The organism is Pseudomonas sp. (genome assembly GCF_050739775.1).
Classification (GTDB): domain Bacteria; phylum Pseudomonadota; class Gammaproteobacteria; order Pseudomonadales; family Pseudomonadaceae; genus Aquipseudomonas.
In genome coordinates this window covers 119,368-143,155 of the sequence record NZ_JBOICA010000003.1, presented here as the reverse complement: position 1 = coordinate 143,155, position 23,788 = coordinate 119,368, and the positions used below count along the sequence as shown (strand labels likewise).

22 protein-coding genes and 1 tRNA gene are annotated in these 23,788 nt (G+C 59.3%); 12 read left to right on the top strand and 11 right to left on the bottom strand.

Annotation, left to right across the window (positions count from 1 at the left end; all coding sequences use genetic code 11):
* Window positions 1–22: 22 nt before the first annotated feature.
* Window positions 23–1,417 carry a GABA permease gene (gene gabP, locus ACRESH_RS03360; protein WP_431740607.1) on the bottom strand — a complete coding sequence of 465 codons (1,395 nt, stop codon included), beginning with the start codon at window positions 1,415–1,417 and terminating at the stop codon, window positions 23–25.
* A gap of 233 nt (window positions 1,418–1,650) precedes the next feature.
* Complete coding sequence (locus ACRESH_RS03355) at window positions 1,651–1,830, bottom strand: hypothetical protein (protein ID WP_431740606.1); 180 nt, start codon at window positions 1,828–1,830, stop codon at window positions 1,651–1,653.
* Between the two features lie 195 nt (window positions 1,831–2,025).
* Between ACRESH_RS03355 and ACRESH_RS03350 the strand changes: the two genes are divergently transcribed.
* The 5 genes from ACRESH_RS03350 to ACRESH_RS03330 are packed head-to-tail and all read left to right on the top strand — an operon-like array spanning window position 2,026 to window position 6,256.
* Window positions 2,026–2,799, top strand: coding sequence for an ABC transporter ATP-binding protein (locus ACRESH_RS03350; protein ID WP_431740605.1), 774 nt, complete (start codon window positions 2,026–2,028; stop codon window positions 2,797–2,799).
* 13 nt (window positions 2,800–2,812) lie between these two features.
* Window positions 2,813–3,589 carry an ABC transporter substrate-binding protein gene (locus tag ACRESH_RS03345; RefSeq protein ID WP_431740604.1) on the top strand — a complete coding sequence of 259 codons (777 nt, stop codon included), beginning with the start codon at window positions 2,813–2,815 and terminating at the stop codon, window positions 3,587–3,589.
* A 58-nt stretch (window positions 3,590–3,647) separates the two neighbouring features.
* Window positions 3,648–4,304: an ABC transporter permease gene (locus ACRESH_RS03340; RefSeq protein WP_431740603.1), complete on the top strand. Its 657-nt coding sequence runs from the start codon at window positions 3,648–3,650 to the stop codon at window positions 4,302–4,304.
* A complete protein-coding gene (locus ACRESH_RS03335) occupies window positions 4,301–4,990 on the top strand; it encodes an ABC transporter permease (RefSeq protein ID WP_431740602.1) in 690 nt (229 codons plus the stop codon). Before ACRESH_RS03340 ends, ACRESH_RS03335 begins: the two co-directional genes overlap by 4 nt.
* A gap of 45 nt (window positions 4,991–5,035) precedes the next feature.
* Window positions 5,036–6,256, top strand: coding sequence for a methyltransferase (locus tag ACRESH_RS03330; RefSeq protein WP_431740601.1), 1,221 nt, complete (start codon window positions 5,036–5,038; stop codon window positions 6,254–6,256).
* Window positions 6,257–6,495: 239 nt separating this feature from the next.
* Here the strand turns inward: ACRESH_RS03330 and mdtI are convergent, their stop codons facing one another.
* Both mdtI and ACRESH_RS03320 read right to left on the bottom strand, forming a co-directional pair.
* Window positions 6,496–6,825: a multidrug/spermidine efflux SMR transporter subunit MdtI gene (mdtI, locus tag ACRESH_RS03325; RefSeq protein ID WP_157190839.1), complete on the bottom strand. Its 330-nt coding sequence runs from the start codon at window positions 6,823–6,825 to the stop codon at window positions 6,496–6,498.
* On the bottom strand, window positions 6,819–7,178 hold the full coding sequence (locus ACRESH_RS03320; protein ID WP_431740600.1) for an SMR family transporter: 360 nt from the start codon (window positions 7,176–7,178) through the stop codon (window positions 6,819–6,821). The genes mdtI and ACRESH_RS03320 overlap by 7 nt, the downstream gene beginning before the upstream one ends.
* Window positions 7,179–7,948: 770 nt before the next feature.
* Here ACRESH_RS03320 and ACRESH_RS03315 point away from each other — a divergent pair.
* From ACRESH_RS03315 to ACRESH_RS03290, 6 genes are all read left to right on the top strand, one after another.
* Window positions 7,949–8,233, top strand: coding sequence for a hypothetical protein (locus ACRESH_RS03315; protein ID WP_431740599.1), 285 nt, complete (start codon window positions 7,949–7,951; stop codon window positions 8,231–8,233).
* Window positions 8,234–8,242: 9 nt separating this feature from the next.
* On the top strand, window positions 8,243–8,449 hold the full coding sequence (locus tag ACRESH_RS03310) for a helix-turn-helix domain-containing protein (protein ID WP_038605723.1): 207 nt from the start codon (window positions 8,243–8,245) through the stop codon (window positions 8,447–8,449).
* Window positions 8,450–8,467: 18 nt separating this feature from the next.
* Window positions 8,468–8,848, top strand: coding sequence for a hypothetical protein (locus ACRESH_RS03305; protein WP_431740598.1), 381 nt, complete (start codon window positions 8,468–8,470; stop codon window positions 8,846–8,848).
* Between the two features lie 24 nt (window positions 8,849–8,872).
* Window positions 8,873–9,115 carry a hypothetical protein gene (locus ACRESH_RS03300; RefSeq protein WP_431740597.1) on the top strand — a complete coding sequence of 81 codons (243 nt, stop codon included), beginning with the start codon at window positions 8,873–8,875 and terminating at the stop codon, window positions 9,113–9,115.
* A 97-nt stretch (window positions 9,116–9,212) separates the two neighbouring features.
* Window positions 9,213–9,288 (top strand) — tRNA-Thr (locus tag ACRESH_RS03295).
* 242 nt (window positions 9,289–9,530) lie between these two features.
* A complete protein-coding gene (locus ACRESH_RS03290) occupies window positions 9,531–10,514 on the top strand; it encodes an Abi family protein (RefSeq protein WP_431740596.1) in 984 nt (327 codons plus the stop codon).
* Window positions 10,515–10,517: 3 nt separating this feature from the next.
* Here the strand turns inward: ACRESH_RS03290 and rfaD are convergent, their stop codons facing one another.
* The 3 genes from rfaD to ACRESH_RS03275 all read right to left on the bottom strand — a co-directional run bounded on the left by rfaD (window position 10,518) and on the right by ACRESH_RS03275 (window position 14,302).
* Window positions 10,518–11,525: an ADP-glyceromanno-heptose 6-epimerase gene (gene rfaD, locus ACRESH_RS03285; protein ID WP_431740595.1), complete on the bottom strand. Its 1,008-nt coding sequence runs from the start codon at window positions 11,523–11,525 to the stop codon at window positions 10,518–10,520.
* Window positions 11,526–11,617: 92 nt separating this feature from the next.
* A complete protein-coding gene (locus ACRESH_RS03280; protein ID WP_431740594.1) occupies window positions 11,618–12,808 on the bottom strand; it encodes an MFS transporter in 1,191 nt (396 codons plus the stop codon).
* Window positions 12,809–12,982: 174 nt separating this feature from the next.
* Complete coding sequence (locus ACRESH_RS03275; RefSeq protein WP_431740593.1) at window positions 12,983–14,302, bottom strand: OprD family porin; 1,320 nt, start codon at window positions 14,300–14,302, stop codon at window positions 12,983–12,985.
* Window positions 14,303–14,688: 386 nt separating this feature from the next.
* On the opposite strand from ACRESH_RS03275, the gene ACRESH_RS03270 reads away from it, so the two are divergent.
* Window positions 14,689–16,791, top strand: coding sequence for a TonB-dependent receptor (locus ACRESH_RS03270; RefSeq protein ID WP_431740592.1), 2,103 nt, complete (start codon window positions 14,689–14,691; stop codon window positions 16,789–16,791).
* Between the two features lie 658 nt (window positions 16,792–17,449).
* On the opposite strand, the gene ACRESH_RS03265 is transcribed toward ACRESH_RS03270, so the two are convergent.
* The 4 genes from ACRESH_RS03265 to ACRESH_RS03250 all read right to left on the bottom strand — a co-directional run bounded on the left by ACRESH_RS03265 (window position 17,450) and on the right by ACRESH_RS03250 (window position 23,723).
* Window positions 17,450–18,475 (bottom strand): IS110 family transposase, encoded by a 1,026-nt coding sequence (locus ACRESH_RS03265; RefSeq protein ID WP_431740591.1) that lies wholly within the window; start codon window positions 18,473–18,475, stop codon window positions 17,450–17,452.
* 109 nt (window positions 18,476–18,584) lie between these two features.
* The gene (gene aguA / locus ACRESH_RS03260) at window positions 18,585–19,691 is read right to left on the bottom strand and encodes an agmatine deiminase (protein ID WP_431740590.1); all 1,107 of its coding nucleotides are present in this window, start codon (window positions 19,689–19,691) and stop codon (window positions 18,585–18,587) included.
* Between the two features lie 60 nt (window positions 19,692–19,751).
* Window positions 19,752–20,630, bottom strand: a complete 879-nt coding sequence (gene aguB / locus ACRESH_RS03255; protein WP_431740589.1) for an N-carbamoylputrescine amidase — start codon at window positions 20,628–20,630, stop codon at window positions 19,752–19,754.
* A gap of 183 nt (window positions 20,631–20,813) precedes the next feature.
* The gene (locus tag ACRESH_RS03250; protein WP_431740588.1) at window positions 20,814–23,723 is read right to left on the bottom strand and encodes an aminotransferase; all 2,910 of its coding nucleotides are present in this window, start codon (window positions 23,721–23,723) and stop codon (window positions 20,814–20,816) included.
* Window positions 23,724–23,788 lie beyond the last annotated feature (65 nt).

Here is a 23,788-nt window from a genome sequence, read left to right as displayed (position 1 = left end):
TTTTCATTTCATCGGCACTGAATCAGTTGTTCAGCACCACACGCCCAGCCGCCTCGGCTTTGCGCTTACGCGCCACCAGCAGGCCCGCCGCTACCACAGCAATCGACAGCAAGCCGGTCGCAATGATCTCGATACGGTGATCCGGACGAATCAGCATCACGGTGAGGATGCCCACAATGAAGGCTATGGTCACCCAGGTCAGGCCCGGGAACAGCCACATCTTGAAGGCGATCTTCTCGCCACGCGCCATGCGCTGACGACGCATGCGCAACTGCGATATGGCAATCACCAGATACACCAGCAAGGCAATGGCGCCGGAACTCGCCAGCAGGAACTCGAACACCGCGGCAGGGGCCACGTAGTTGGCAATCACCGTCAGGAACGCCGCTGCCGTCGACAGCACTACCGCGCAGTACGGGGTACCGCTGGAGGTGGTGCGTTGGGCCATGGCAGGAGCGTCACCACGCTTGCTCAGGGAGAAGAGCATGCGCGAGGAGGTGTACAGCGCCGAATTCAGGCAACTGGTCACCGCAATCAACACAACGATGTCGACGATCAGCTTGGCATTGGGGATGCCCATCAGGTTCAGCACCGTCTGGTACGAACCGACTTCCGCCAGCTCACTGCTGTTCCACGGTACCAGCGCCACCACTAGGAAAATCGACACGAGGTAGAACAGGAAGATCCGCCAGATCACCGAGTTGGTGGCCTTGGAGATCTGCTTGCCCGGATCCTTGGATTCGGCTGCCGCAATGGTGACGATTTCGGTACCCATGAACGAGAACATGGTGGTCAGCATGGCTGCCAGCACCGCGCCCAGACCGTTGGGCATGAAGCCCTGGGTGTCGAACAGGTGGCTGACACCGCTGACCTGGCTGTTGGGCAGGAAACCGAACACGGCCGCCAGGCCAAGAACAATGAAGCCGATGATGGCGATAACCTTGAGCAGAGCGAACCAGAACTCGAACTCGCCGTAGTTCTTCACACTGAACAGGTTGGTTGCGGTCAGCAACAGGGTAATGACCAGGCTAAACACCCAGATGCCGACATCAGGGAACCAGGCATGCAGGATGGCCGCTGCGGCGTTGGCCTCCAGCGGAATCACCAGCACCCAGAACCACCAGTACAGCCAGCCGATGGTAAAACCGGCCCAGTGGCCGATGGCCTTGTCGGCATAAGTAGAAAAGGAGCCCGTATCCGGCGAAGCGACCGCCATCTCCCCGAGCATGCGCATCACCAGCACCACCAGGGTACCGGCGGCGGCATAAGCCAGCAAAACGGCCGGACCGGCTGCGGCGATGGCATGCCCGGAACCTACGAACAGGCCGGCACCGATGACACCAGCAATGGACAGCATGGTGACATGCCGTTGTTTGAGCCCCTGAGCGAGGTCATTGGAATTGTGCGTACCGCTCATAAAACTCCTTTGCAAGGAGTGGCTTTCTAAATCCTGCTTCGTCAGGCGCACCCTTCAAAAAAGAGTGCTACATCCTGTAGTCGGTGAGCAAGGCAATAAACGCGCCAGCGACATGACCGTTCGTGCGGAATTTCTCACAGCCCCGTGCAACAAGGCTTACAGGCCTTTCTGCCAGAAACTGACCGAAAAACCATCAAAAACAGGCGGAAAAGCAAAATTACTGAAATACCCACTTACAAATGCCCAGGCGCACCATAACCCGCCTGCGGCAACACCTTTTGCACAACCTCCGGGCAAAAAGGCGCAACCGCCAGGCGCAACCAGTCGCCGTGCTCAAGCACCAAAGCTGTGCACAAGGTCAGAAACGACTTCCCAGCACTGGCCAAAACTGGCACCATCGCGCCTTTTTTCATCAAGGCTCCGGCCCTGGAAACGAGGGCAAGTGGTCATCCGCGCGACAGTCCGCTGCAGCGATGCGACACTCGCCCTCTTGGCAACCGCTTGCCCCTCCCGACCTTGTTGGCTGTCATTCGGCCGCTATGCTAGCTTGGCGCTCGCCAAGAAGGCCGCCAACAGCAGGAGCGCACCAGAACACATGAGGACCGCACATGGCTGAGGCCACGCCCGCGCTGGAAATCCGCAACCTGCACAAACGCTACGGCGACCAGGAGATCCTCAAGGGCATCTCGCTGACCGCTCGCGATGGCGACGTGATCTCGATCCTGGGATCGTCCGGCTCCGGCAAGTCCACTCTGCTGCGCTGCATCAACCTGCTGGAAAACCCGCACCAGGGCCAGATCCTGGTGGCCGGCGAAGAACTCCGGCTCAAGGCCGCGAAGAACGGTGAACTGGTCGCTGCCGACAACAAACAGATCAATCGCCTGCGCAGCGAGATCGGTTTCGTATTCCAGAACTTCAACCTATGGCCGCACATGAGCATCCTCGACAACATCATCGAGGCGCCACGGCGCGTGCTTGGCCAGAGCAAGGCCGAAGCCATCGAGCATGCCGAAGCACTGCTCAACAAGGTGGGTATCCACAACAAGCGCCACAGCTACCCGGCCGAATTGTCCGGTGGTCAGCAGCAGCGCGCAGCCATTGCCCGCACCCTGGCGATGAAACCCAAGGTCATTCTGTTCGACGAACCGACCTCGGCGCTGGATCCGGAAATGGTCCAGGAAGTGCTTAACGTTATCCGCGCCCTCGCCGAAGAAGGCCGTACCATGCTACTGGTTACGCACGAAATGGGCTTCGCCCGCCAGGTGTCCAGCGAAGTTGTCTTCCTGCACCAAGGGCTGGTCGAAGAGCAGGGAACGCCGCAGCAGGTTTTTGAGAACCCGAACTCGGCGCGTTGTAAACAATTCATGTCCAGCAACCGCTAACGGAGCAACACGCATGCAGACCTATAAGAAATTCCTCCTGGCCGCTGCCGCCACGCTGGTGTTCTCGGCCAATGCAATGGCTGCCGAGAAACTGAAGATGGGCATCGAGGCGGCCTATCCGCCGTTCAACAGCAAGGACGCCAGCGGCCAGGTAGTCGGCTTCGACAAGGACATCGGCGACGCGCTGTGCGCCAAGATGAAGGTCGAGTGCGAAGTGGTCACCTCCGACTGGGACGGCATCATCCCGTCGCTGCTGGCGAAGAAGTACGACTTTATCGTCTCGTCGCTGTCGATCACCGACGAGCGCAAGCAAGCCGTCGACTTCACCGACCGCTACTACTCCAACAAGCTACAGTTCATTGCACCAAAGAACAGCGACTTCAAGATCGACAAGACCGACATGGACTCGCTGAAGGCCTCGCTCAAAGGCAAGACCATCGGCACCCAGCGCGCCACCCTGTCCGGCACCTGGCTGGAAGACAACTTCAGCGACGACGTCAAGGCAATCAAGCTCTACGACACCCAGGAAAACGCCTACCTGGACCTGACCTCCGGTCGCGTCGATGCCCTGCTGGCTGACAAGTTCGTCAACTACGACTGGCTGAAATCCGACGCGGGCAAGAACTACGAGTTCAAGGGCGAGCCTGTGGTCGAGAGCGACGAGATCGGTATCGCGGTCCGCAAAAACGACCCACTGCGCGAGAAGCTCAACGCAGCCCTGAAAGAAATCGTTGCTGACGGCACCTACAAGAAGATCAACGACAAGTACTTCCCGTTCAGCATCTATTGATTCGCCCCGACCGGCACCGCCTTGACCGGCGGTGCCCGTCCCTTGAACACACCTGCCCATGAATATTGATCTATACGGATTCGGTCCGGCCCTGGCGGCCGGGACGCTGATGACCGTCAAACTGGCGTTGTCAGCCCTCTGCGTGGGGCTGGTGCTGGGGCTGCTCGGCGCCCTGGCCAAGACTTCGCCGTTCAAACCCCTGCAATGGATTGGTGGCACCTACTCGACGCTGGTTCGCGGCGTGCCGGAATTGCTCTGGGTACTGTTTATCTATTTCAGCTTCGCCACGCTGATGGACAAGCCCTTCGTTGCCGGCGTCATCGCCCTGGGCCTGTGCTTCGGCGCCTATGCCACGGAAGTCTTCCGTGGCGCGATCCTGGCCATCCCGAAAGGCCATCGTGAAGCCGGCCTGGCCCTCGGACTGTCCAAGAGCCGGATTTTCACCAGGTTGATCCTGCCGCAGATGTGGCGCATGGCCCTTCCGGGCCTGGGCAACCTGTTCATGATCCTGATGAAAGACACCGCCCTGGTGTCGGTGATCGGCCTGGAAGAAATCATGCGTCAGGCGCAGAACGGCGTAACCAACACCAAGTTGCCGTTCACCTTCTACATGGCCGCAGCCTTCATCTACCTGGGGCTGACCATCATCGCCATGATCGTCATGCACTTTCTGGAAAAACGCGCCGCTCGCGGCTTCGCGAGGGCCAACCAATGAACTGGGAAGTCATCATCAAGTGGCTGCCAAAGCTGATCCAGGGCGCCACGCTGACCCTGGAACTGCTGGCCATTGCCGTCATCGTCGGCCTGATCCTGGCGATTCCGCTGGGTATCGCCCGCTCGTCGCGGCACTGGTATGTGCGCGCCCTGCCGTTTGGCTATATTTTCTTCTTCCGTGGCACGCCGCTGCTGGTCCAGCTATTCCTGGTGTACTACGGCCTGGCGCAGTTCGACGCAGTGAAAACCAGCGCCTTGTGGCCTTACCTGCGTGATCCCTTCTGGTGCACGGTGCTGACCATGACCCTGCACACGGCCGCCTACATCGCCGAGATCCTGCGCGGCGCCCTGCAAGCCATCCCACGCGGCGAAATCGAAGCGGCGCGTGCTCTGGGCATGTCCCGGACCAAGGCGATGATCTTCATCATGCTGCCACGTGCGGCCCGCATCGGGCTGCCGGCGTACAGCAACGAAGTGATCCTGATGCTCAAGGCCAGTGCCCTGGCCAGCACCGTGACCCTGCTGGACATCATCGGCATGGCGCGGACCATCATCGCCCGCACCTACATGCCGATAGAGATCTTCTTCGCCGCCGGGGTGCTGTACCTAGTGATCTCCTTCGTGCTGGTGCAAGCGTTCAAGCAACTCGAACGCTGGCTGCGCGTCGACGCCTGCCAGGGTCGCTGAACCTGTATAACGGGGCTAATCACAGCCCCGTTTTCGTACCTGCCTATGACCACTCCTCGCCCACTAAAAGATGACCAGTTGCTTAACCGCTTCCAGGCCCTGGACGGCTTTCTGCGCGAGCATCAACCGCTATGGCGACCACGCCCCTTCACCCAACGGCGCTTGCCCTGGGAAGCCAGGCACCCGGACTTGGCCAGCTGGTTGCGGCAACGTTCGTTGAGTGAGGCGGAGGCAGCACACAACCATCCCGAACAACTGGACGCACCCGCGCCTTTTCCACAGCTGGCAAGCTTGGCCAGTCAGCTGTCAGAGGTTGGCGAGTTATCCACAATCGCCCTGCCCGCGGCGAGCCAGCGCCTGAATGTAGATGTGCCGGGGCGCAAGTGGCAGCAGATCGAGGCGTTTGCCAGCCACCTGGGTTTTACCCACCAACCGCAACACTGGCTCGACTGGTGCTCGGGCAAAGGCCACCTTGGGCGTCGCCTGCTGCAAACCGACAGGCAAAAGCTGACGTGCCTGGAATACGATGCGGCACTGGTCGAAGCAGGGCAAAAACTCAGTCAGCATCATGGCCTGGTCAGCCAGCACCTGTTGCAGGACGTACTGAGCGCAGATGCCGACCGTTACCTGGGCAGCGAACATACGGCAGTGGCCCTGCATGCCTGCGGCGACCTGCATGTGCGCCTGATGCAACTGGCCAGTCGTCAGGGCTGCCGCCAGCTGGCCATTGCGCCCTGCTGTTATAACCGCATCCAGGCAGCGCAGTATCAGCCACTGTCCGCCGCCGCCATTGCCTCAGGCCTGCAGTTGTCCATTGATGATCTGGGTCTGCCACTGAGCGAAACCGTCACCGCCGGGGCACGGGTACGTCGTCAGCGTGACGAATCGATGGCCAGACGGCTGGGATTCGATCTGCTGCAACGTCAGCTGCGGGGCAAAGATGAATACTTGCCGACACCGTCATTGCCGGTCAGTTGGCTGCACAAACCCTTTGCCGACTACTGTCGGCAGCTGGCTGCACTCAAAGACCTGCAGATCGACTACGCCCCAGACTGGGAAGCGTTGCAGGCCGAGGGCTGGCAGCGCCTGGCCCAGGTACGCAACCTGGAACTGCTACGCAATCTGTTCCGTCGCCCGCTGGAGCTGTGGCTGGTGCTGGACCGTGGCTTGTACTTGCAGGAGCAAGGCTACCGGGTGCAGCTGGGGGTGTTTTGTGAGCAACCGCTGACCCCGCGCAATCTGATGCTCCTGGCCGAGCGCCAGTAACCGACCCCAACTGTGCGCAGCCTGTGGATAAGTCTGTGGGCAACCTTTTGAAAAAACCCTGAAAATCCTTGGATCCAAGCGCTTTCAGCGATTGGTGGTTTTTTGTTCAGCGGCTTATCGCCAGCAAAAACAGCCATTTGCGCAAAGACCAACGGCGGGCGTTGCTCCGATGTACGCGCTGCATGGCTGGCACGCAGCTTGTGCATAAGCCTCCCGGCAAATGGCTCTAAGCAGGAAAATCAGGCCAGTTTCAACAGGCTCATGCCTGCCAGCAACAGGACCAGGCCCAACCAGCCACGCCCGGCCAGGCGCTGACCAAACAGTGCCCATCCCATCGCCACGGTGGCGAGGATGCCGAAGCCGCCCCAGATGGCATAAGCCAGCGACAGTTCAATATCGCGAACAGCCTGGGCCAGCGCGGTAAAGGCCGCCAGCACACAGAGAATCGACAGGACGCCCAGGCCACGCTTGCGGAAGCCATCAGAGTACTTGAGCAGCAGGTTGGCGATGACTTCCAGCACGATTGCCAGGCCAAGCCAGGCGAAAGGAATCCAGTTCATGCTTAGCATGGCAGGGCCTCCCTGTTGCGCTCGGCAGGTGCTGAGCGGGTACCGGCCTTGATCAACAGGATGCCGGCGATCATCACACCCAGACCCGCAGCCTTGAGCAGGCCCAGGCTTTCACCCAGCCAGGTAACGCTGATCAGGGTGATAAACACGATGCCGAACCCTTCCCACAGCGCGTAGGCAACGCCCACCGGCACACGTTTTACTGCCAGCGCCAGGAAGAAGTACGACAGACCGATCATGGCGTACATCAAGCCATGGCCCAGAATCGGGTGGTCAGTGGCGGCGAATTTCATCGACGCAGTGCCGATCACCTCAGCGGTGATGGCGATAAACAAATAAATCCAGGAACGCATGATGCCCTCCCACGGGCGACACAAACCCGGCGCACAAACGGCGACGGCTACAGACAAAAAGAGAGAAAAAGCTGTTTGTCGGGGGAGGCGCTAGAGACCGCCGGTCCAGTGATTTTCACGGGAGGCCAGACGAGAGGTGGGGAGCAGAAACGCTTTAGTGTTCAACATAATAAACAGAAAATTAACTCAAGGCATTGTAAAAGTCAAATCGATAGAAAATAACTAATTAAATTTCGCGTCTTTGAGCACGTATTCAGGTGGAAGCCCTTAAAGGCTGCAGAAAGGTTCGTAAATTATACTTTTCACTCTTAAAAGCATCGCGGGGCAACCCCGCTCCCACAGGGATTTGGGTGGGAGCGGGCTTGCCCCGCGATGAGTCAAAACGCCGCATTACCCAAATGTACAACAATTAATTATTGTTTTGCGATAATTTATAGAAAATAATGCCTACCGCTCAACACCGAACGGAGGCATTCCATGAACAGCAAAACAGTGGCCTATGCGCGCTCGCGCCTTCGAGTGATCGGCGCATTCGCCGCCCTCCTCGCCTGGACGACCGCCGTCGCCGAATTTGCCGGCACCTGGCTGCTATGGGTATTCGACAAAGCCCAAGTACAAAGCGCTTACTTGCAAAGCTATGGCGATCAGATGCCATTGCTGCTGGCGCCCGACTATCAACCCTCCACCCTGGCCCTGAGCCTGGTACTCGCCCTGGAACTGATCCCCAGCAGCTTGTCGGTACTGGCGCTGTTCTTCACCGGTTGTTCTTCATGCGCCTGTCCAAGGGGCAGACCTGGACCGCGCCGAACATCAAGCTATTGTGGTGGGTCGGCCTGCTGTGCATCTGCACACCGATGCTCTGGCCGGTGATCAGCACGCTTCAGGGCCTGGCCTTCGCCATCGACTTGCCGGCCGGGGAAAGAAGCTTCAGCGTATCGATCGGTGTATCATCTGTGGCGGTTTACGAGATCATGAAAGGGATTTTGCTCTGCGCCTTTTCACTCCTCATGCGTGACGCCAAAACCATCAGCGATGAACACAACTGTTATGTCTAGCTTCCCCCTATGCCGATAATCATCCGCCTCGACGTGGTCATGGCCAAGAACAAGATCCGCTCCAAGGATCTGGCCGAAATTATCGGGATTACGGAAGCGAATCTGTCGCTGCTGAAAAACGGCAAGATCAAGGGTTTCAAGATCGAAACCCTGGAGAAGCTCTGTCGCGCGTTGAACTGCCAGCCAGGTGACCTGCTGGAGTTCAGCGAGGAATGATCAAGGAACGGGTAACTCGTGAGCAATTCACTCAAGTGGCGCGTCGCGCTGCTCCTGGCTGTCGCCCTGCTCGGCGGCTGCGGCCCCAGCTACACCTATAGATACTCGCCACCGCCCAGCATGATGGGCATGAACTGCATCAACAGCTGCGCCACCGAACGCAACCACTGCAAACAGATGGCCCGCCTGCAAGAAAACAGCGACCAGGCCCTGTACCAGGCCAACCTCAGAAGCTACCAACACTGCCACGCTGGCAAGAGCAAAAAAGAGGCACGTAAAAGCTGCTACTACCCCAGCTACCCGTACAGCAGTGGCTCAAGCTTAAGCTGCGGCAATGACTACGACAGTTGCTACCAGAGCTGCGGCGGCACCATCCAGCGCATCCTCAACAAAGACTGAAACCTGCGGAAAACGGAATTCATTGTGAATACACTCAGCTCACTCGCCTTGCTCACCGTCATCCTGACCCTGGCCGGTTGCAGCAGCTCAAGCTACACGCCGGACGCCGGCTGGGACATGCCCAAGATGCAAGTCCTGGGCGACAACGGCCTGCCGGCGCAGCCCTACATGCACTGCAACAAGCGCGGCTGCCACGACCACAAACCGATGCTTTTCGACCCGAGCAAAGCCGAACCCGACGCCACGACATTGCACCGCGGCTGGTAAGAAAATGCTTCGTGATACCTGTTGATAACAGGTATTGCGAGGAATGTTGCAGAAGTGGTTTACAGACGCAAACTGATCGCTATAATGACGCCCCTGTGCCGGTATAGCTCAGATGGTAGAGCAACTGACTTGTAATCAGTAGGTCCCGGGTTCGATTCCTGGTGCCGGCACCATACGCAGTAAAAAGAGGCTCACCGCAAGGTGGGCCTTTTTTGTTTGTGCCGTCCAGCTCCTGCCTGAATCAATGGCATCCCCCTGCTTTTTACTGGGGAGAGATCGTTACAATTTAGCCAGATCTTAGCGTTGACCATCATCGCTCGGCGCCTATAATGCACCCCAACACACCCGCCAAGCCTAGGTTGACCCAGTCAGCATGCTCAAATCGTGCGGGTTTTTTTTGCCTGGAGAAAACCACATGAGGCCATTCGCCAAGCCGGCCCTCAGCGTTGAGCAGCAGTTGGAATTGCTGAAGCAACGTGGCCTGCACATCGCGAATGACACAAGGGCGCTGCGCTTTCTGGAAGTGGTCACGCTGTTTCGCCTAAGCCCTTATATGCGACCGTTTCAAGAGCAGGATGTGAATCATACGTTCAAGGCCGGTGCGACACTGCGAGAGGTGGTCGATATCTATCGATTCGACGGCCTCTTACGACGCTTGATCATGGACGCCATTGAGCGGGTAGAGGTGGCCATTCGGGCGGCCATCAGCAATCACATGTGCCCGCGCCACGGCCCTGACTGGATCGCTTGCCCCGCGATGTTCTTGTCTTCGTATGCACATGCGGAGCTATTGAAGCCACTACGGGACCAGCTAAGGAAAGAAGCTCAGAAGCTTCAAAGGGAGATCGCCCGAGCCGGGCAACAGCCTCATGTCACTCATCCAAATCGAAGCGAGAACCGGGTCAGGGACAACTATTTTCGTTACTACGGGGCAACCTACAATCACCCGGAGCTTCCACCAGCGTGGGCGATTTTGGAGGAGCTAAGCCTGGGGACCATCTCCACGTTGTTCAGAGCCATTGCGAAGAGCGCTGACAAGAAAGCCATTGCCGCCAGATTCTCGCTGCCTTTCGAAGTGCTCGAATCCTGGCTTCATACCCTCACATTCATTCGCAATTGCTGCGCCCATCACTCACGGTTATGGAATCGGGAGCTTGCGGTTCGCCCCAAGCTGCCCAAAGGCTGGACCCTCCCCCCTATTTGCAAGACCCATCCCCAACCGAGCCAACGTGTTTATGTTGTTTTAACAATGCTGGCATACCTGACCGATCTCATTAGTCCGGATAGCCAATGGAAAACACGAGCGGCTGAACTGGTGAGAGATCAAGATGACGTCCGCCTGAAGCTCATGGGATTCCCAAACGAGTGGTTGCAACAACCTCAATGGGCTTGCCCATAAAACTCACACAGGCGGCGGACGCTCGTGCCCCTGTAACCAGCCACAGTAACGAGCAACACCCTGCTCGACCGTCAGCGTCGGCACCTGATAGCCCACACCGCGCAAGCGCTCAAGGTCGGCGCAGGTGTAGCACTGGTACTTGCCACGCAGATGCTCGGGGAATTCGCTGTACTCGAGGATACCTTCGAGCAAGGCCATCTCCAGTGACAAGGGCGGTTGGTCCTGCTGTTCGCGCAAGCGATTGATCACTGCCAGGGCCACGTCGTTGAATGGCTGGGCGCGGCCACTGCCAACATTGAAAATGCCGCTCAGGTGCGGGCGATCGAGGAAGAACAGGTTGACCTTGACCACGTCCTCCACCGAAACGAAATCGCGCAAATGCCCTCCATCTGGGTAGTCACCGTAGCTGCCGAACAAACTCACCTTGCCATGGGCCTGATACTGGTTGAAACAGTGCAAGGCCACCGAAGCCATCACGCCCTTGTGCTGCTCGTGCGGGCCGTAGACGTTGAAGTAACGCAGGCCAACGACCTGACTACGCGCTGTTGGCAGTTGCCTGCGCACGCGCTGGTCGAAGAGGAACTTGGAGTAGCCGTAGACGTTCAATGGCCGCTCACCTTCGCGCTGTTCGCGAAAGTCCCGCCCTGCGCCATACACCGCCGCCGACGAGGCATACAGCAACGGCACCTGCAGGCCTTGGGCAGCGTCGAGCAGGTCGCGGCTGAAGCGGTAGTTGTTGTCCATCATGAAGCGTCCGTCGTCTTCGACGGTGCTGGAGCAAGCGCCCTGGTGCAGCACGGCGCGGACCTTGCCGAACTGGCCACGGGCAAAACGCTCAAGAAAGTCGTCTTTGTCCAGGTAATCAGCGATCTCACCGTCAACCAGATTGCGAAACTTGTCACCATCGGTCAGGTCGTCGACAGCGATGATTTCGGTTTCACCGTGCTGGTTGAGGGCCTGTACCAGGTTGCTACCGATAAACCCGGCCGCGCCGGTCACGATGATGGTCATGTCTTGTCCCCCTTTGAGGGTGCAGAGCATGCAGTCTAGAACGGACTAATTGGGCAAAATTTAACCAGGATCAATAAATAGCCAGTTAGGCTTCAGTTCGCCATGACCACCGCTCGGGCACGCCAGCGGCCGAGCAAACGAACCAGGCTCACCAGCCAATTGAGCAGGGCAATCACCAGCAAGGCCACGAACATGGCCTCGGTACCGCCGCTGACAATCAGATTCCCGGCCAGCCAGGGAAAACCGAATACCCCAAGGAAGTACGCCAGACTGAATAGCAAAAGGGCCTGTGGGGTGTGTCCATGCGGCGCCTGGTTTGCCGCCAGGCCATTGATCACCGAATAGTTCAGGCCATAGCCGACACCCAGCAACGCCGCGGCCAGCAGGTAGCCGAGGTTGTCCTGCACCCACCAGCCCAGCGCCAGCACAGCCAAAACGATAAAGCCCGAAAGCAGGCAGGACGCACGATAGGCGTCGCGCTTGACCACCCAGCCAGCAATCAACAGCCGACAGCCGATAGCTGCGCTCATGAAGCCGATGAAAAACAGTGAGTAATCCAGGCCAAGAGCGGCTGCGTAAGACGTCTGGAAACTGCCCAGGCCGCCAAAAATTGCGCCGCCCAAGCCAACCATGAGAATTGGCCAGCGCGCAGCCGAACTCAATACCAGAGCGCTCGCCCGGCCACTGATGCCAACCCGGCTGGAAAGCTGACGTGGTTGATGCGCAAGATGATTGAACAGCAGCAGACCGCAGATTGCGGCCAGCGCAGCCGCGTAGAAGGCTGTCTGCACCGGCAGGTAGAACAGGCTGGCGAGTTTTCCCACCAGGGGCCCAGAGCCAATACCGCTCATCATACTGCCCGACAACAAGGCGAAACAGTGCGTGCGGCGCTGCGGCGCAACCCGCTCAGCCACCAGAATCGGCCCCAGGGTGTAGAAAGCGCCCCAACCAAGCCCCAGCATCAGGCCGCAGAGCATCAAGCCACCTCCCGTACCGGGCACCAGGGCAAACCCCAGGCAGGCCGCTATCAGGCACAACGCCGAAAGCGCGATGGCCCGCGCCGAGCCCAGCCGGTCGGCCAAGTGACCGCTGCCCAGCACCGCGACAACCGTACTGAGCATGGCCAGGGAAATGATCGTGCCGGCGTCCTGCTCATTGCCGCCGCGGGTGCTGACCAGCAACGACAACAGGAAGGTCGAGCCGTACGACAACGACAACAGATAGCTGGCCAGGCAGAGCAGGCCAACCCCCTGTCCGGTGGTTTCTGTGCGGGTAGCGGACATCGTTCGGCTTCACTTGGAGAGTACTGGAGATGCCTTGTAGCACAGGCTCTGCGAGCGGCAGTTATGCAACTAACGGAGTTGGGTTCAGCCAGCAGAGAACTAACGCATCAACAGCGTACACCGCAAAGAAGCAACCCCGGCCTAGGCCGGGGTTGCTGGAGACGCGAGCAGCTATCAGAAGATGCTGATCGGGTACTCGACGAATACGCGGACTTCGTTGCCGTCGTCGTTGTAGCCACTCTCACGAACACTGGTAGAGGTGCGCAGGAACGAGCTACGCAGTTTGACGGAAAGGTCCTTGGCAGGGCCTTCCTGAACCACGTACTTGAACTGGTTGAAGATTTCGCGCTCTTTACCCTCGCCGAAACCCTCTGGGTTCTTGAGGGTACGAGTGTTGATGTTGTCACCCACTACGTAAGCAAGCTTGTAGGTCAGACCTGGAACGCCAAAGGCGCCGAAGTCCAGGCCGTAGCCCAGTTGCCAGGAGCGTTCGTCTTCTGCGTTGAAGTCGGACCAGTAGGAGTTGGCCAGGTAGATGGTCGAACCACCGTCACCCACGCCACCGGCGTTCTGGTAGAAGCCGTACTGATAACCGGTGTCGCCAGTGCTGCGCTGATGAGCGAGGGTGAGCGAGTGCGGGCCGAAAGCATAAGTGGCCGCCAGGCTCCAGATAGTGTTGGAGTCGCCGTTCAGCTTGGCTGCGGTGACGTACTGCTTGTCGATGTCCGATTTGTAGCCGTTGAAGTCCAGGGTCAGCGACTGATCATCCGCGATCGGGTAGACATAGTTGACGCCCAGGTAGTACTTCTTCAGCACGTCTTCGACGTCGGAGCCGTACACCGAAGCCGACAGGTTCTCGGTGAACTTGTAGCTACCGCCGAGCACGTTGATCGACTTCAGGCCACCGCTGTCACGGCCTTCAGCACTTTTACGCGCTTCCTGGGTGAAACGACCGGCGTTCAGTTCCAGGCCCTTGATCTCCTTGGAGGTGATCAGGGTACCGGTGTAGCTCTCTGGCAGCAGGCGGCCGTCGTCGTACTGCAGCACTGGCAGTTCCGGCATTTGGTCGCCGTACTTGAGCACAGTGTTGGAGACGCGGAATTTGACCGCCGCACCTGCACGGGCGAGGTTGTGCGGAGAGTTTTGCTGGTTGGTGTCACTGTCGCCATCGGCCGGCTTGAAGAAGTCGATACCGCCGCCGCCATTGCGGCCTTTACCACCGTCCAGACGCACAGCGTACAGACCGAAAGCGTCCACGCCGACACCAACGGTGCCCTGGGTGAAGCCAGAGGAGAATTTACCGATGAAGGCCTGGCCCCATTCGCTCTGGTCCTTGGTGCCATGCTTCTTGTCGCGGTTGATGAAAGCGTTGCGCAGCAGAACGCTGGCGCTGCTGTCTTCTACGAAGCCCTTTGCCGCAGCCTGGTCATTGGCCGAAGCCTGAGTCGCTGCCATAAGCCCCAGCGCGATCAGGCTGATCCTGGTTTTCAACATTTTATTTTCCTTATTACGTAGTCAAATACGCTCTGCGGCCTACGCCAGAAACCACGCCCCCTGCGTGGGTTGACGCGCGCGGGTCAGAAAACAAAAAGCCCGCCTGCGAGTGATCGCAGCGGGCCTTTTATTCTGGACTCTTGGCCTAAGGGCCTACAGGCGTTGACCGAATCCTATCCGCGTGCGGATCAGCATGTCAAAAATTCGTGAAATCTCCTTGATTTTTGAGAAAAATCGCAACTATCCAGTACGGATGAAACAATTTGAAATATAAAATCACAAGAGCAAATGAGAAACGATTACCGCAAGTAAATAGCAAGCATTACCATCCGCGCAAAATGTCCACCCCCCTTCGTCTAGTGTTCAAACCCCTTCGGATGTCCTTAATGCCTGCCCCCTGCCGTCTGTCACCCTTGACCTTGGGTGTCTCCCTGTTCCTCAGTTCCGGATTGGCTCTGGCCGCCAGCACCACCCTTCCTGAGCTCTCGGTTACTGCTGAAAGCGACCGCGATCGCGATGATCCACGGGTCAAGGAAGTAAGCACCGCTACCCGCACCTCCACCCCGGCCCGCTACGTCCCCCAGGCTATCGACTCGGTGAAGACCAGTAACGTCCTGGACTACGGCAGCAACGACCTGGGCAAGGCGCTGAGCGGCATCCCCAACGTCAGCAGTGGTGCCGATACCCGCTTCGACAGCGTGCGCATCCGCGGCTTCGACGCCAGCAACGACTTCTACCTGGACGGCATCCGTGACGACAGTCAATACGTGCGCGACCTGCATAACATCGAGCGAATCGAGGTGCTCAAGGGTCCGGCTGCGGTACTTTACGGGCGCGGCAGCCAAGGCGGGATCGTCAACCGCGTAAGCAAGATGCCAGAAGCCGGCCGTCGCTCAACCATCGAAGCCCAAGGCGGCAGCGAAGACTTACGCAGCCTGTACGCCGACCTCAGTGCCGATCCGTCCGAGAACATCAGCCTGCGTCTGAACATGGGCAATCAGGACAACAACAGCTTCCGCCATGGCATCGACGGCAGCCGCCAGCTGTTCGCCCCGTCCATGAGCTGGCAGCTGACCCCGGAGCTCAACTGGTTGGTGCAGTACGAATACAGCCGCTACAACCGTACCCCTGATCGCGGCATCCCGAGCGTCAATGGCCGCCCGGCCGATGTTGACCGTGACACCACTTACGGCGACACCCAGCGCGACTTCATCGACGACAAGGCGCAATCGCTACGCTCGCGCCTGAACTACCAGCTCAGTGACAACTGGCAGGTGCGCCACACCCTGGGCCTGTTCAAGCTCAATAGCGACTTCGACAACACCTACCAGACCGCTTACAACGCCACTACCAACCAGGTCACTCGCCAACGCTGGCAGCAAGACCTCAGCACCCGCAATCTGTTCAACAACATTGAACTGGAAGGCAACTTCGACACCTTCGGTTTGCAGCACACCCTGCTGACTGGCCTTGAGCTCGGCAACCAGCGTCGTGATCCGCTGCTCTACAACGCGGCCACCAAGGGTGTTGGGGCCCGTCCGGTGCCGAGCCTGGACCTGGATAACCCTAACCGCGACTTGCAGCACAACGGTCTGATGGTGGTGTCCAGCAACAACCACACCGTGGTCGATAGCCGCGGCCTGTACATCCAGGATCAACTGCGCCTGAACGATCAGTGGCAAGTGTTGGCCGGTGTGCGCTTCGACCAGTTCGACGTGGAGACCACCAACAAGATCAAGGGCATTTCCGAGAAGCAGGACAGCAACAGCGCCAGCCCACGCCTGGGTGTGGTCTATTCACCCTGGAAAGAGCATTCCTTCTATGCCTCCTGGAGCAAGACCTTCTCGCCAGTGGGCGGCGGCTTGATCGGTATCACCCCGGGAGCGGCCGGCAACAGCAACGAAACCAGCCCCGAAGAAACCCGACAGAAAGAAATCGGGGTCAAGAGCGACTGGTTCGACGAGCGCCTGAGCACCACCCTGGCGGTCTACGAACTTGAACTCTACAACCGCCGCACCAGCGACCCGAACAACCTAGGCATCACCCTGCTCACCGGCATGCAGCGCTCGCGTGGTGTGGAGCTGACTGCCACCGGCAACATCGTTGGTAATTGGTACGTGCGTGGCGGTGTCGGTATTCAGGATGCAACCATCGTTGAGGACAACAATGGCCAGGAAGGTAATCGGGTAAGCAACGTCGCCAAGCGCAATGGCAGCCTGTTCGTGACCTGGAAACCGGAGATGGGCTGGTACGGCGAAACCGGCCTGACCCTGGTCGGCGACCGCTATGCCGACAACCAGAACACCGCTGTGTTGCCTGGCTACGGTCGATGGGACGCCCTGGCCGGTTTCCGCACCAAGGACTGGGACCTGCGCGCGGCGTTGAACAACATTACCGACAAGACCTACTACAGCTCGGCAACCAGCGCCGCGCAGATCCAGTTTGGCGATCCGCGCAGCCTGGTGGTTACTGGCACCTATAGCTTCTGAGCTGTGGGCTTGCCCCGCGATGCGATGTGCCTGACAGCGCACAATCGCGGGTCAAGCCCGCTCCCACCCACCCAGCAGCGCTTCGAGCTCTGCATCAGTAATCAGGCCTGCCGGATAGCGCTCAAGCAACACGCGCCGTGGGTCGGACTTCCTGCCCCGGATTGCTCCATTGTGTTTCAACCACTGCGCCACCCGCTGAAGGGACTCGTGATTCACTGCTGATGAGGGCGAAGCCGACTCACTTACTGCATTCATTTCGACACGTACTCCCTTGGGCCGTGAGCGGCTAACCTACTCAAACTTTGTGACAGAACAATGCTGTCCTATCTGCTTGAAATACAATGCAAAACAAATACAAGAGGTGTGCCAGCACACACGCCGATTGTCGCCCACCCATAAAAAATCTATGGTCACCCCCATTTTTGCAATACTGATTACTGGGTGAAGTGGTTGGCTTGCTTAAATCTATCCGGCGTCTGTTTGGGGCATGCCCCGCGCCACGATGAGAGTCGCACCTGACGATCCTGAAAAATCCGACGGCTTCTAAAGCCGATTTTTATGCCAGGTTCTTCGCCAGGCCGTTGGGCCGTTCACGTCATCCATTGTCAGCTATCGCAAAACCTGAAGGGTGATACGTGGTACTGCAACAACCGCAGGGTCAGGCGCTCAAGGCGCTTGACCCTGTTTCATATTGTGTATGGTGGACCGCCAGCGCCCACGCGATGCGTGCCAGCTTGTTAGCCAGAGCGCAGGCCACCACGTTCGAATGGCGCCGCATCAGCATCGAGCGCACCCAGTCGGCCAACGCGCCTTTCTGATGTTCCAGTCTTTGCAGATAGACCCGAGCGCATTGCACCAGCAGTTGTCGCAGATGCTTGTCACCGCGCTTGCTGATGCCCAGCAGGTTCGCCCTGCCGCCGGTGCTGTATTGCCTGGGTACCAGGCCCACGGACGCTGCGAAGTCGCGACCTCGCTTGAACTGCTGGCCGTCGCCCATTTCCACAGCCAACAGGCTGGCGGTGATCGGCCCGACACACGGCATGCTCAGCAAACGACTACCGAGATCATCGGCAGCCAGTTGGCCAACCAGCTCTTTGTCCAGTGCCTTGATCTGCTCGTCCAGGTAAGCGAAATGCTCGTGCAGTCGTTGCAGATGACTGATGAACTGAGCGGGCAGCTCATGCTCGGCGAGGACACTCGCCAAGCGCTTCATGACCGCCAGGCCTTTGGGCAGGCTGATACCGAACTCCAACAGGAATGCATGCATCTGGTTAGCCGTCTTGGTGCGGTCGTGAACCAGTGACTCACGCATGCGGTGCAGAACAGAAAGTGTCTGTTGTGCCTCGGTCTTCGGTGAAACGAAGCGCATTGAAGGGCGTGAAGCAGCTTCGCAAATGGCCTCGGCATCGACAAAATCGTTCTTGTTGCCCTTCACGAAGGGCCGAACGAACTGCGGGGAAATCAGTTTGGCCTGGTGTCCCATGGCGATCAGCTTGCGCGAGACGAAATGCGCACCGGCGCAGGCTTCCATCACCACGGTGCAGGCCGGCAGGTTACCGAAGAACTGCATCATTTGCGCTCGCGACAGCTTCTTGCGGAACACCTCACGGCCCGACTTGTCCTGACCGTGTAGGTGGAAACTGTGTTTACCGAGATCGATACCGACCAGCGCTGACTCACTCATGATGATGGCCTCCGAGAACAAAACACCCTGCGAAAGCGTAGCCCTCGCAGGGTGTGGGGGTGACCATCTCATTAACCCGTCCGAAGACGGGTTTTTTATTTGCGTGAACTCAGCCCTTGAATGGTGCCGGTTGCTGCTGGGTCAGGCAGTGGATATTGCCCCCACCCAAAAGCATCTCGCGGCCCGGGATCATCACCACTTCATGATCAGGGAAAACCCGAGCGAGAATCGCTCTAGCCTCGGCATCTGCCGGATCGTCGAAGCTCGGCGCAATGATGCCGCCATTGACGATCAGGAAGTTGACGTAGGAGCCAGCCAGGCGAACCGACGGGTTACGCTCCTGACTTCCGGCCACCGGATCGACGCCTGCACACTCTTCCTCAGTGGCGAACAGCGGTCCCGGGATCGGCATCTTGTGCACCGTAAACGCGCGCCCTTTGGCATCACGGCTGTTCTGCAGTACGTCGAGTGCGGCATGGCAACGCGCATAGTTGGGGTCTTGCGGATCATCTGTCCAGGCCAGTAACACTTCACCTGGGCGCACGTAACAACAGAAGTTGTCGACGTGGCCATCGGTCTCGTCGTTGTACAGGCCATCGGGCAGCCAGATGATAGTGTCCACCGCCAGGTGATCACGCAGCACCGATTCGATCTGCTCACGATCGAGGTGAGGGTTGCGATTGTGGTTGAGCAGACATTCTTCAGTGGTGATCAGGGTGCCTTCACCATCGACGTGAATCGAGCCGCCTTCAAGCACGAAGCCTTCGGTGTGGTAACGCTGGCAGCGTTCCATCTCGAGGACCTTGCTGGCCACCTGCTCGTCACGGTTCCACGGCGCGTACAGCCCGCCTTCGAAGCCGCCCCAGGCATTGAAGCCCCAGTCAACGCCGCGCACCTCGCCACTGTCGTTGATGACGAAGGTCGGCCCGGTGTCACGCACCCAGGCGTCGTCGTTGCTGATTTCCACCACACGGATGTTCGGCGCATCCAGGCGGGCGCGGGCGTTGTCGTACTGGGCGGCCGAGACAGCCACGGTCACCGGTTCGAAACGAGCGATAGCCTCGGCCAGCGTCACATGTGCGGCTTGAACCGGCTTGCCGCCCAGGCGCCAGTTGTCCGGACGCTCGGGCCAGACCATCCATACCTGGGTTTGCGGTGCCCATTCGGCTGGCATGTGGAAGCCGTCGGCGCGTGGGGTGCTGGTCAGGGTCTTCATGAGTAAACCTTTGCAGTGCCCGACGCAGGGCTAAAAGCCCGCGTCGAGGTCATTGATTGATCAGGATTCCAGCGCGCCATCGAGGGTCTTCACCGGGCCGTACAGGTTCGGACGGCGGTCACGGAAAGTGCCCCAGGCGCTGCGGGTGTGCTCCAGTTTGTCGAGGTCGAAAGTATGCACCAGCACGCCCTCTTCGGTCTCGTTGAGCTCCTCGACTTTCTCACCAAACTGGTTGGCGATGAACGACGAGCCGTAGAAGGTGATGTCGTAGCCGTCCTGCTCTTCGGTACCGATACGGTTGCTGGCGATCAGCGGCATCAGGTTGGCGCCGGCATGGCCCTGCTGCACACGCTGCCAGTGGTCACGCGAGGAGATGGTCTTGTCGTGGGGTTCGCTGCCGATGGCGGTCGGGTAGAACAGGACTTCGGCGCCCAGCAACGCCATGCTGCGAGCGCACTCCGGGAACCACTGGTCCCAGCAGATGCCTACGCCGATCTTGGCGTAACGGGTCTGCCAGACCTTGAAGCCGGTGTCGCCCGGGTTGAAGTAATACTTTTCGTGGTAGCCAGGGCCATCCGGAATGTGGGTCTTGCGGTACACACCCAGGTTGCTGCCGTCGGCATCGATGATCGCGATGCTGTTGAAGCGCGCACGCCCGGCCAATTCGAAAAAGCTGATCGGCAGCACGACCTGCAGCTCTTTAGCGAGCTTCTGGAAGTGGGCGATGGCAGCGTTGGTTTCAACCGGCGTAGCCAGTTGCAGGTAATCCGGATTCGGCTTCTGGCAGAAGTACGGGGTTTCGAACAGCTCCTGGATCAGGATGATCTGCGCGCCCTTGGCAGCCGCTTCGCGGACCAGTTTTTCGGCGGTGGCCAGGTTGTCCTGGCGATCCCAGGAGCACGCCATCTGGGTGGCGGCGACGGTAACGGTGCGGCTCATGAAAACCTCTCGAAGGATGACTGGGCCGACTGACCGTGCAGACGACCGATGACAGATTGCAGGGTGATGAGCGACTTTATATCCGATAAATATCGGCTTTGAAAGCCATAAAGTAGAAATTTAAGACACAAAAAAGCCGCTTAGGCCGATAAGAATCGACCTAAGCGGCTTTCAGGCCACGCGCTAGAGCTCTTCTGACAGTACCCTGTCGATGCTGTCGACGAAGAAGTCCACGCTTTCGCGGGTCGTGCACATCGGCGGCTTGATCTTGAGGATGTTCAAATAGTCGCCCGTTGGCTGCATGAAAATCCCCAGGTCGCGCAAGCGGTTGCACAAGGCGGTGGTTTCTTCGCTGGCCGGCTCCAGGGTGCTGCGGTCCCGAACCAGCTCCAGACCCAAGTAGAAGCCCGAGCCATGTACGGCACCGGCTAGCGGATGTTTATCGACCAATTGCTGCAGGCGCGCCTTGAAGTGCCTGCCGACGTCACGGGCGTTGTCCCACAAGCCTTCCTCGCCCATCACATCCAGCACCGCCATGCCGATCCGGCAACTGACCGGGCTACCGCCAGCAGATGAGAAGAAGTAGCCCTGAGCCTCCAGCGCCTCGGCAATCTCCCGACGGGTGATCACCGCACCCAAGGGCTGGCCATTGCCCATGCCCTTGGCCATGGTGATGATGTCCGGCACCACACCCTGCTGCTCAAAGCCCCAGAAATACTCGCCAAGCCGACCGTAGCCGACCTGAACCTCATCGGCGATGCACACGCCACCAGCGGCCCGGACTTTGGCATAGGCCTGTTGCAGGTAACCCAATGGCAGGGAGATGCCTCCGGCGTTGCCGTACACCGGCTCACAGATGAATCCGGCCAGTTGGCGCTGCTCGGCAGCCAGGGCCTCAAGTTTGCTATCAACATCACGCAAATAGTCGGCGCCGCTGTCTTCGCCGCGATAGGCACCGCGATAGGTGTTCGGTGCAATCACCGGATGCACCCATTCAGGCCGAGTGCTCAGCGCCTGGGGATTGTCGGCAATGGAGGTGGAAATCGCATCGGTGGCCACCGACCAGCCGTGATAGGCCTCCAACACGCTGAGCATGTCACGGCCGCCGCTGTAGGCCCATGCCAGGCGAATCGCCAGGTCGTTGGCCTCGGTGCCGCTGTTGACCAGGAACACCCGGTCCATGGAATCGGGTGCCAATGCCAGCAATCGCTCGGAAAACTCGGCAATGGCGGCGTAATGAAAGCGAGAGTTGGTGTTGAGCAGCGACCACTGCCGCGCCGCCTCGCTCGCCATCCGTGGATGACCATGGCCAAGTACCGCGACATTGTTGAGCATGTCCAGGTACGAGCGCCCCTGCATGTCGATCAGATAGTTGCGCCAGCCGCGTTCGATATGCGGCGGCTGCTCGTAGTAGTGTTTTTGCGAGCGGGCAAAGCTGGCATCGCGGCGCTCCAGCAGTTGCTGCGCATCAACCAACGGCTCGGCCTCACAGGTGAATCCCAGCAATGCTTGCGGCGACGGACACAAGGCCTTCCAGGCCGCTGCCCGCGAAGGCACAACGAATGGCGGCGGACACAAGCCCGGGACGCGGCATAGCTGGATGCTCAACAGCCCATCACTTTGCCCCAGGCGCTGTCCCTTGCTCAGCTGTGCACCCGACTCAGGCGCATCGACCAGCCCGCGTAGCCAGAGGCTGCACTGCTCGCCTTGCAGGCAACCCTGGCCGTCAGCAATCTGCAGCCAAGCACCCGCCCACGGTGCCAGCAGCTCGGTGCTCGCAGACACCTGCAGCTCAACGTGCAGGGCAAAGGTCCGAGGCTCTTGCGGATTGTCGATATGGGTTTGCGACAGCCTGTACTGACCATAGAGCGAGCAGGCTGCTCCTTGCGCACCAGCCTGCTCGCGCAACAGCTGCTGGTCGATGCCCGGTTGCTCCCAGTTACCGGCCTGGAAGTGACTGCTCAATACGCCCAGGTCCACCGACGTGACGGAACTGACCTGCAAGCCAGGCAGCAGCGGCGAACTTGCCTGTAGTGGCAGCGCAGGCAGATCGAAGCCGGTAACCTGCAGAATCGCAGCCTCCATCAATTCGAATGGCACGCTGGTCGCGACGTCAAAGATTTCCCACTCGTGGGTCAGATTGTCCCGAATGTAGCGGTTGCCCGGGTCGACACTCAGTTGCTGCTCACTGCTGAGCACCAGCACCGCGGCACGCGCCACCATCATCGGCCAAAGGGCCTTGAGCTCAGCTTCGGTCAATGGATTAAGCGCATGGTAGGCCTGGACGGCTGGCAAGATGCGCAACGGATCGCCTTCGGCATGATGGAGCAAGGCCGCGCAGGTCACCGACAGATCGGCAATGCGCCAGGTGTGCAGCAGGTCACCGAAATCGATGACGCCTTGCAGCTGCCATTGCCGCTGTTCATCCCGTTGCCAGACGGCGTTGTCATCGGTGATGTCCAGGTGCACCGCCTGCATCGGCAATTGGCCAATCAACGGTTGCAAGCGCTGTTCGGCCTTGCCTGTGGCCTCTAACAGCTGCGCCTTGCGGGGCCCGTCGGTGAGCACTGGCGACAGGTGAGCGATCAGCGCCGGGGCATGCCGTGGGTCCCATTGCAACGTGCGCTCAAGCCCAGGGTGAGTGAAATCGGCCAGGGCTTGGTCGATACCCGCGCAGAGCCTGCCCAGCTCGGCGATCAACTGCGGTTCCATGTACTTGAGGCGAGTCAGCGACTGCCCTTCAATGTAGTCGAGCAGTCGAACACGCAGGGGCTGACCATCCAGATCCAGCGCCAGCAATTGCGCGCCGGAACCTGCAGCGATGACTGCGGGCACCGGCAACCCACGTTCGTGCAAGTAACTCAGGGCCGCGTGCTGAGCTTCCAGTTCGGCAACGGTATAATCGCCATGGCAGATTTTCAGCACATAACGCCCCCGGGGGCTATCGACGCGAAAGTTCAGGTCTTGCTGACTGCCTAAAGGCTGCAAGGAACCACTCAGCCCATAGTGCTCCTGCAATACCCACAGGGCTTGCTGCTCGCTGACTTCGGGGCAAGGCTGGCTGGAGCGGTGGAGCAGGGTACTGAGCGGCATGACGGGGACCTCTTTTTTTGTTGCTTATATCGCCACTGCTTTTGCCGATAAGCAAGTACGGCAGG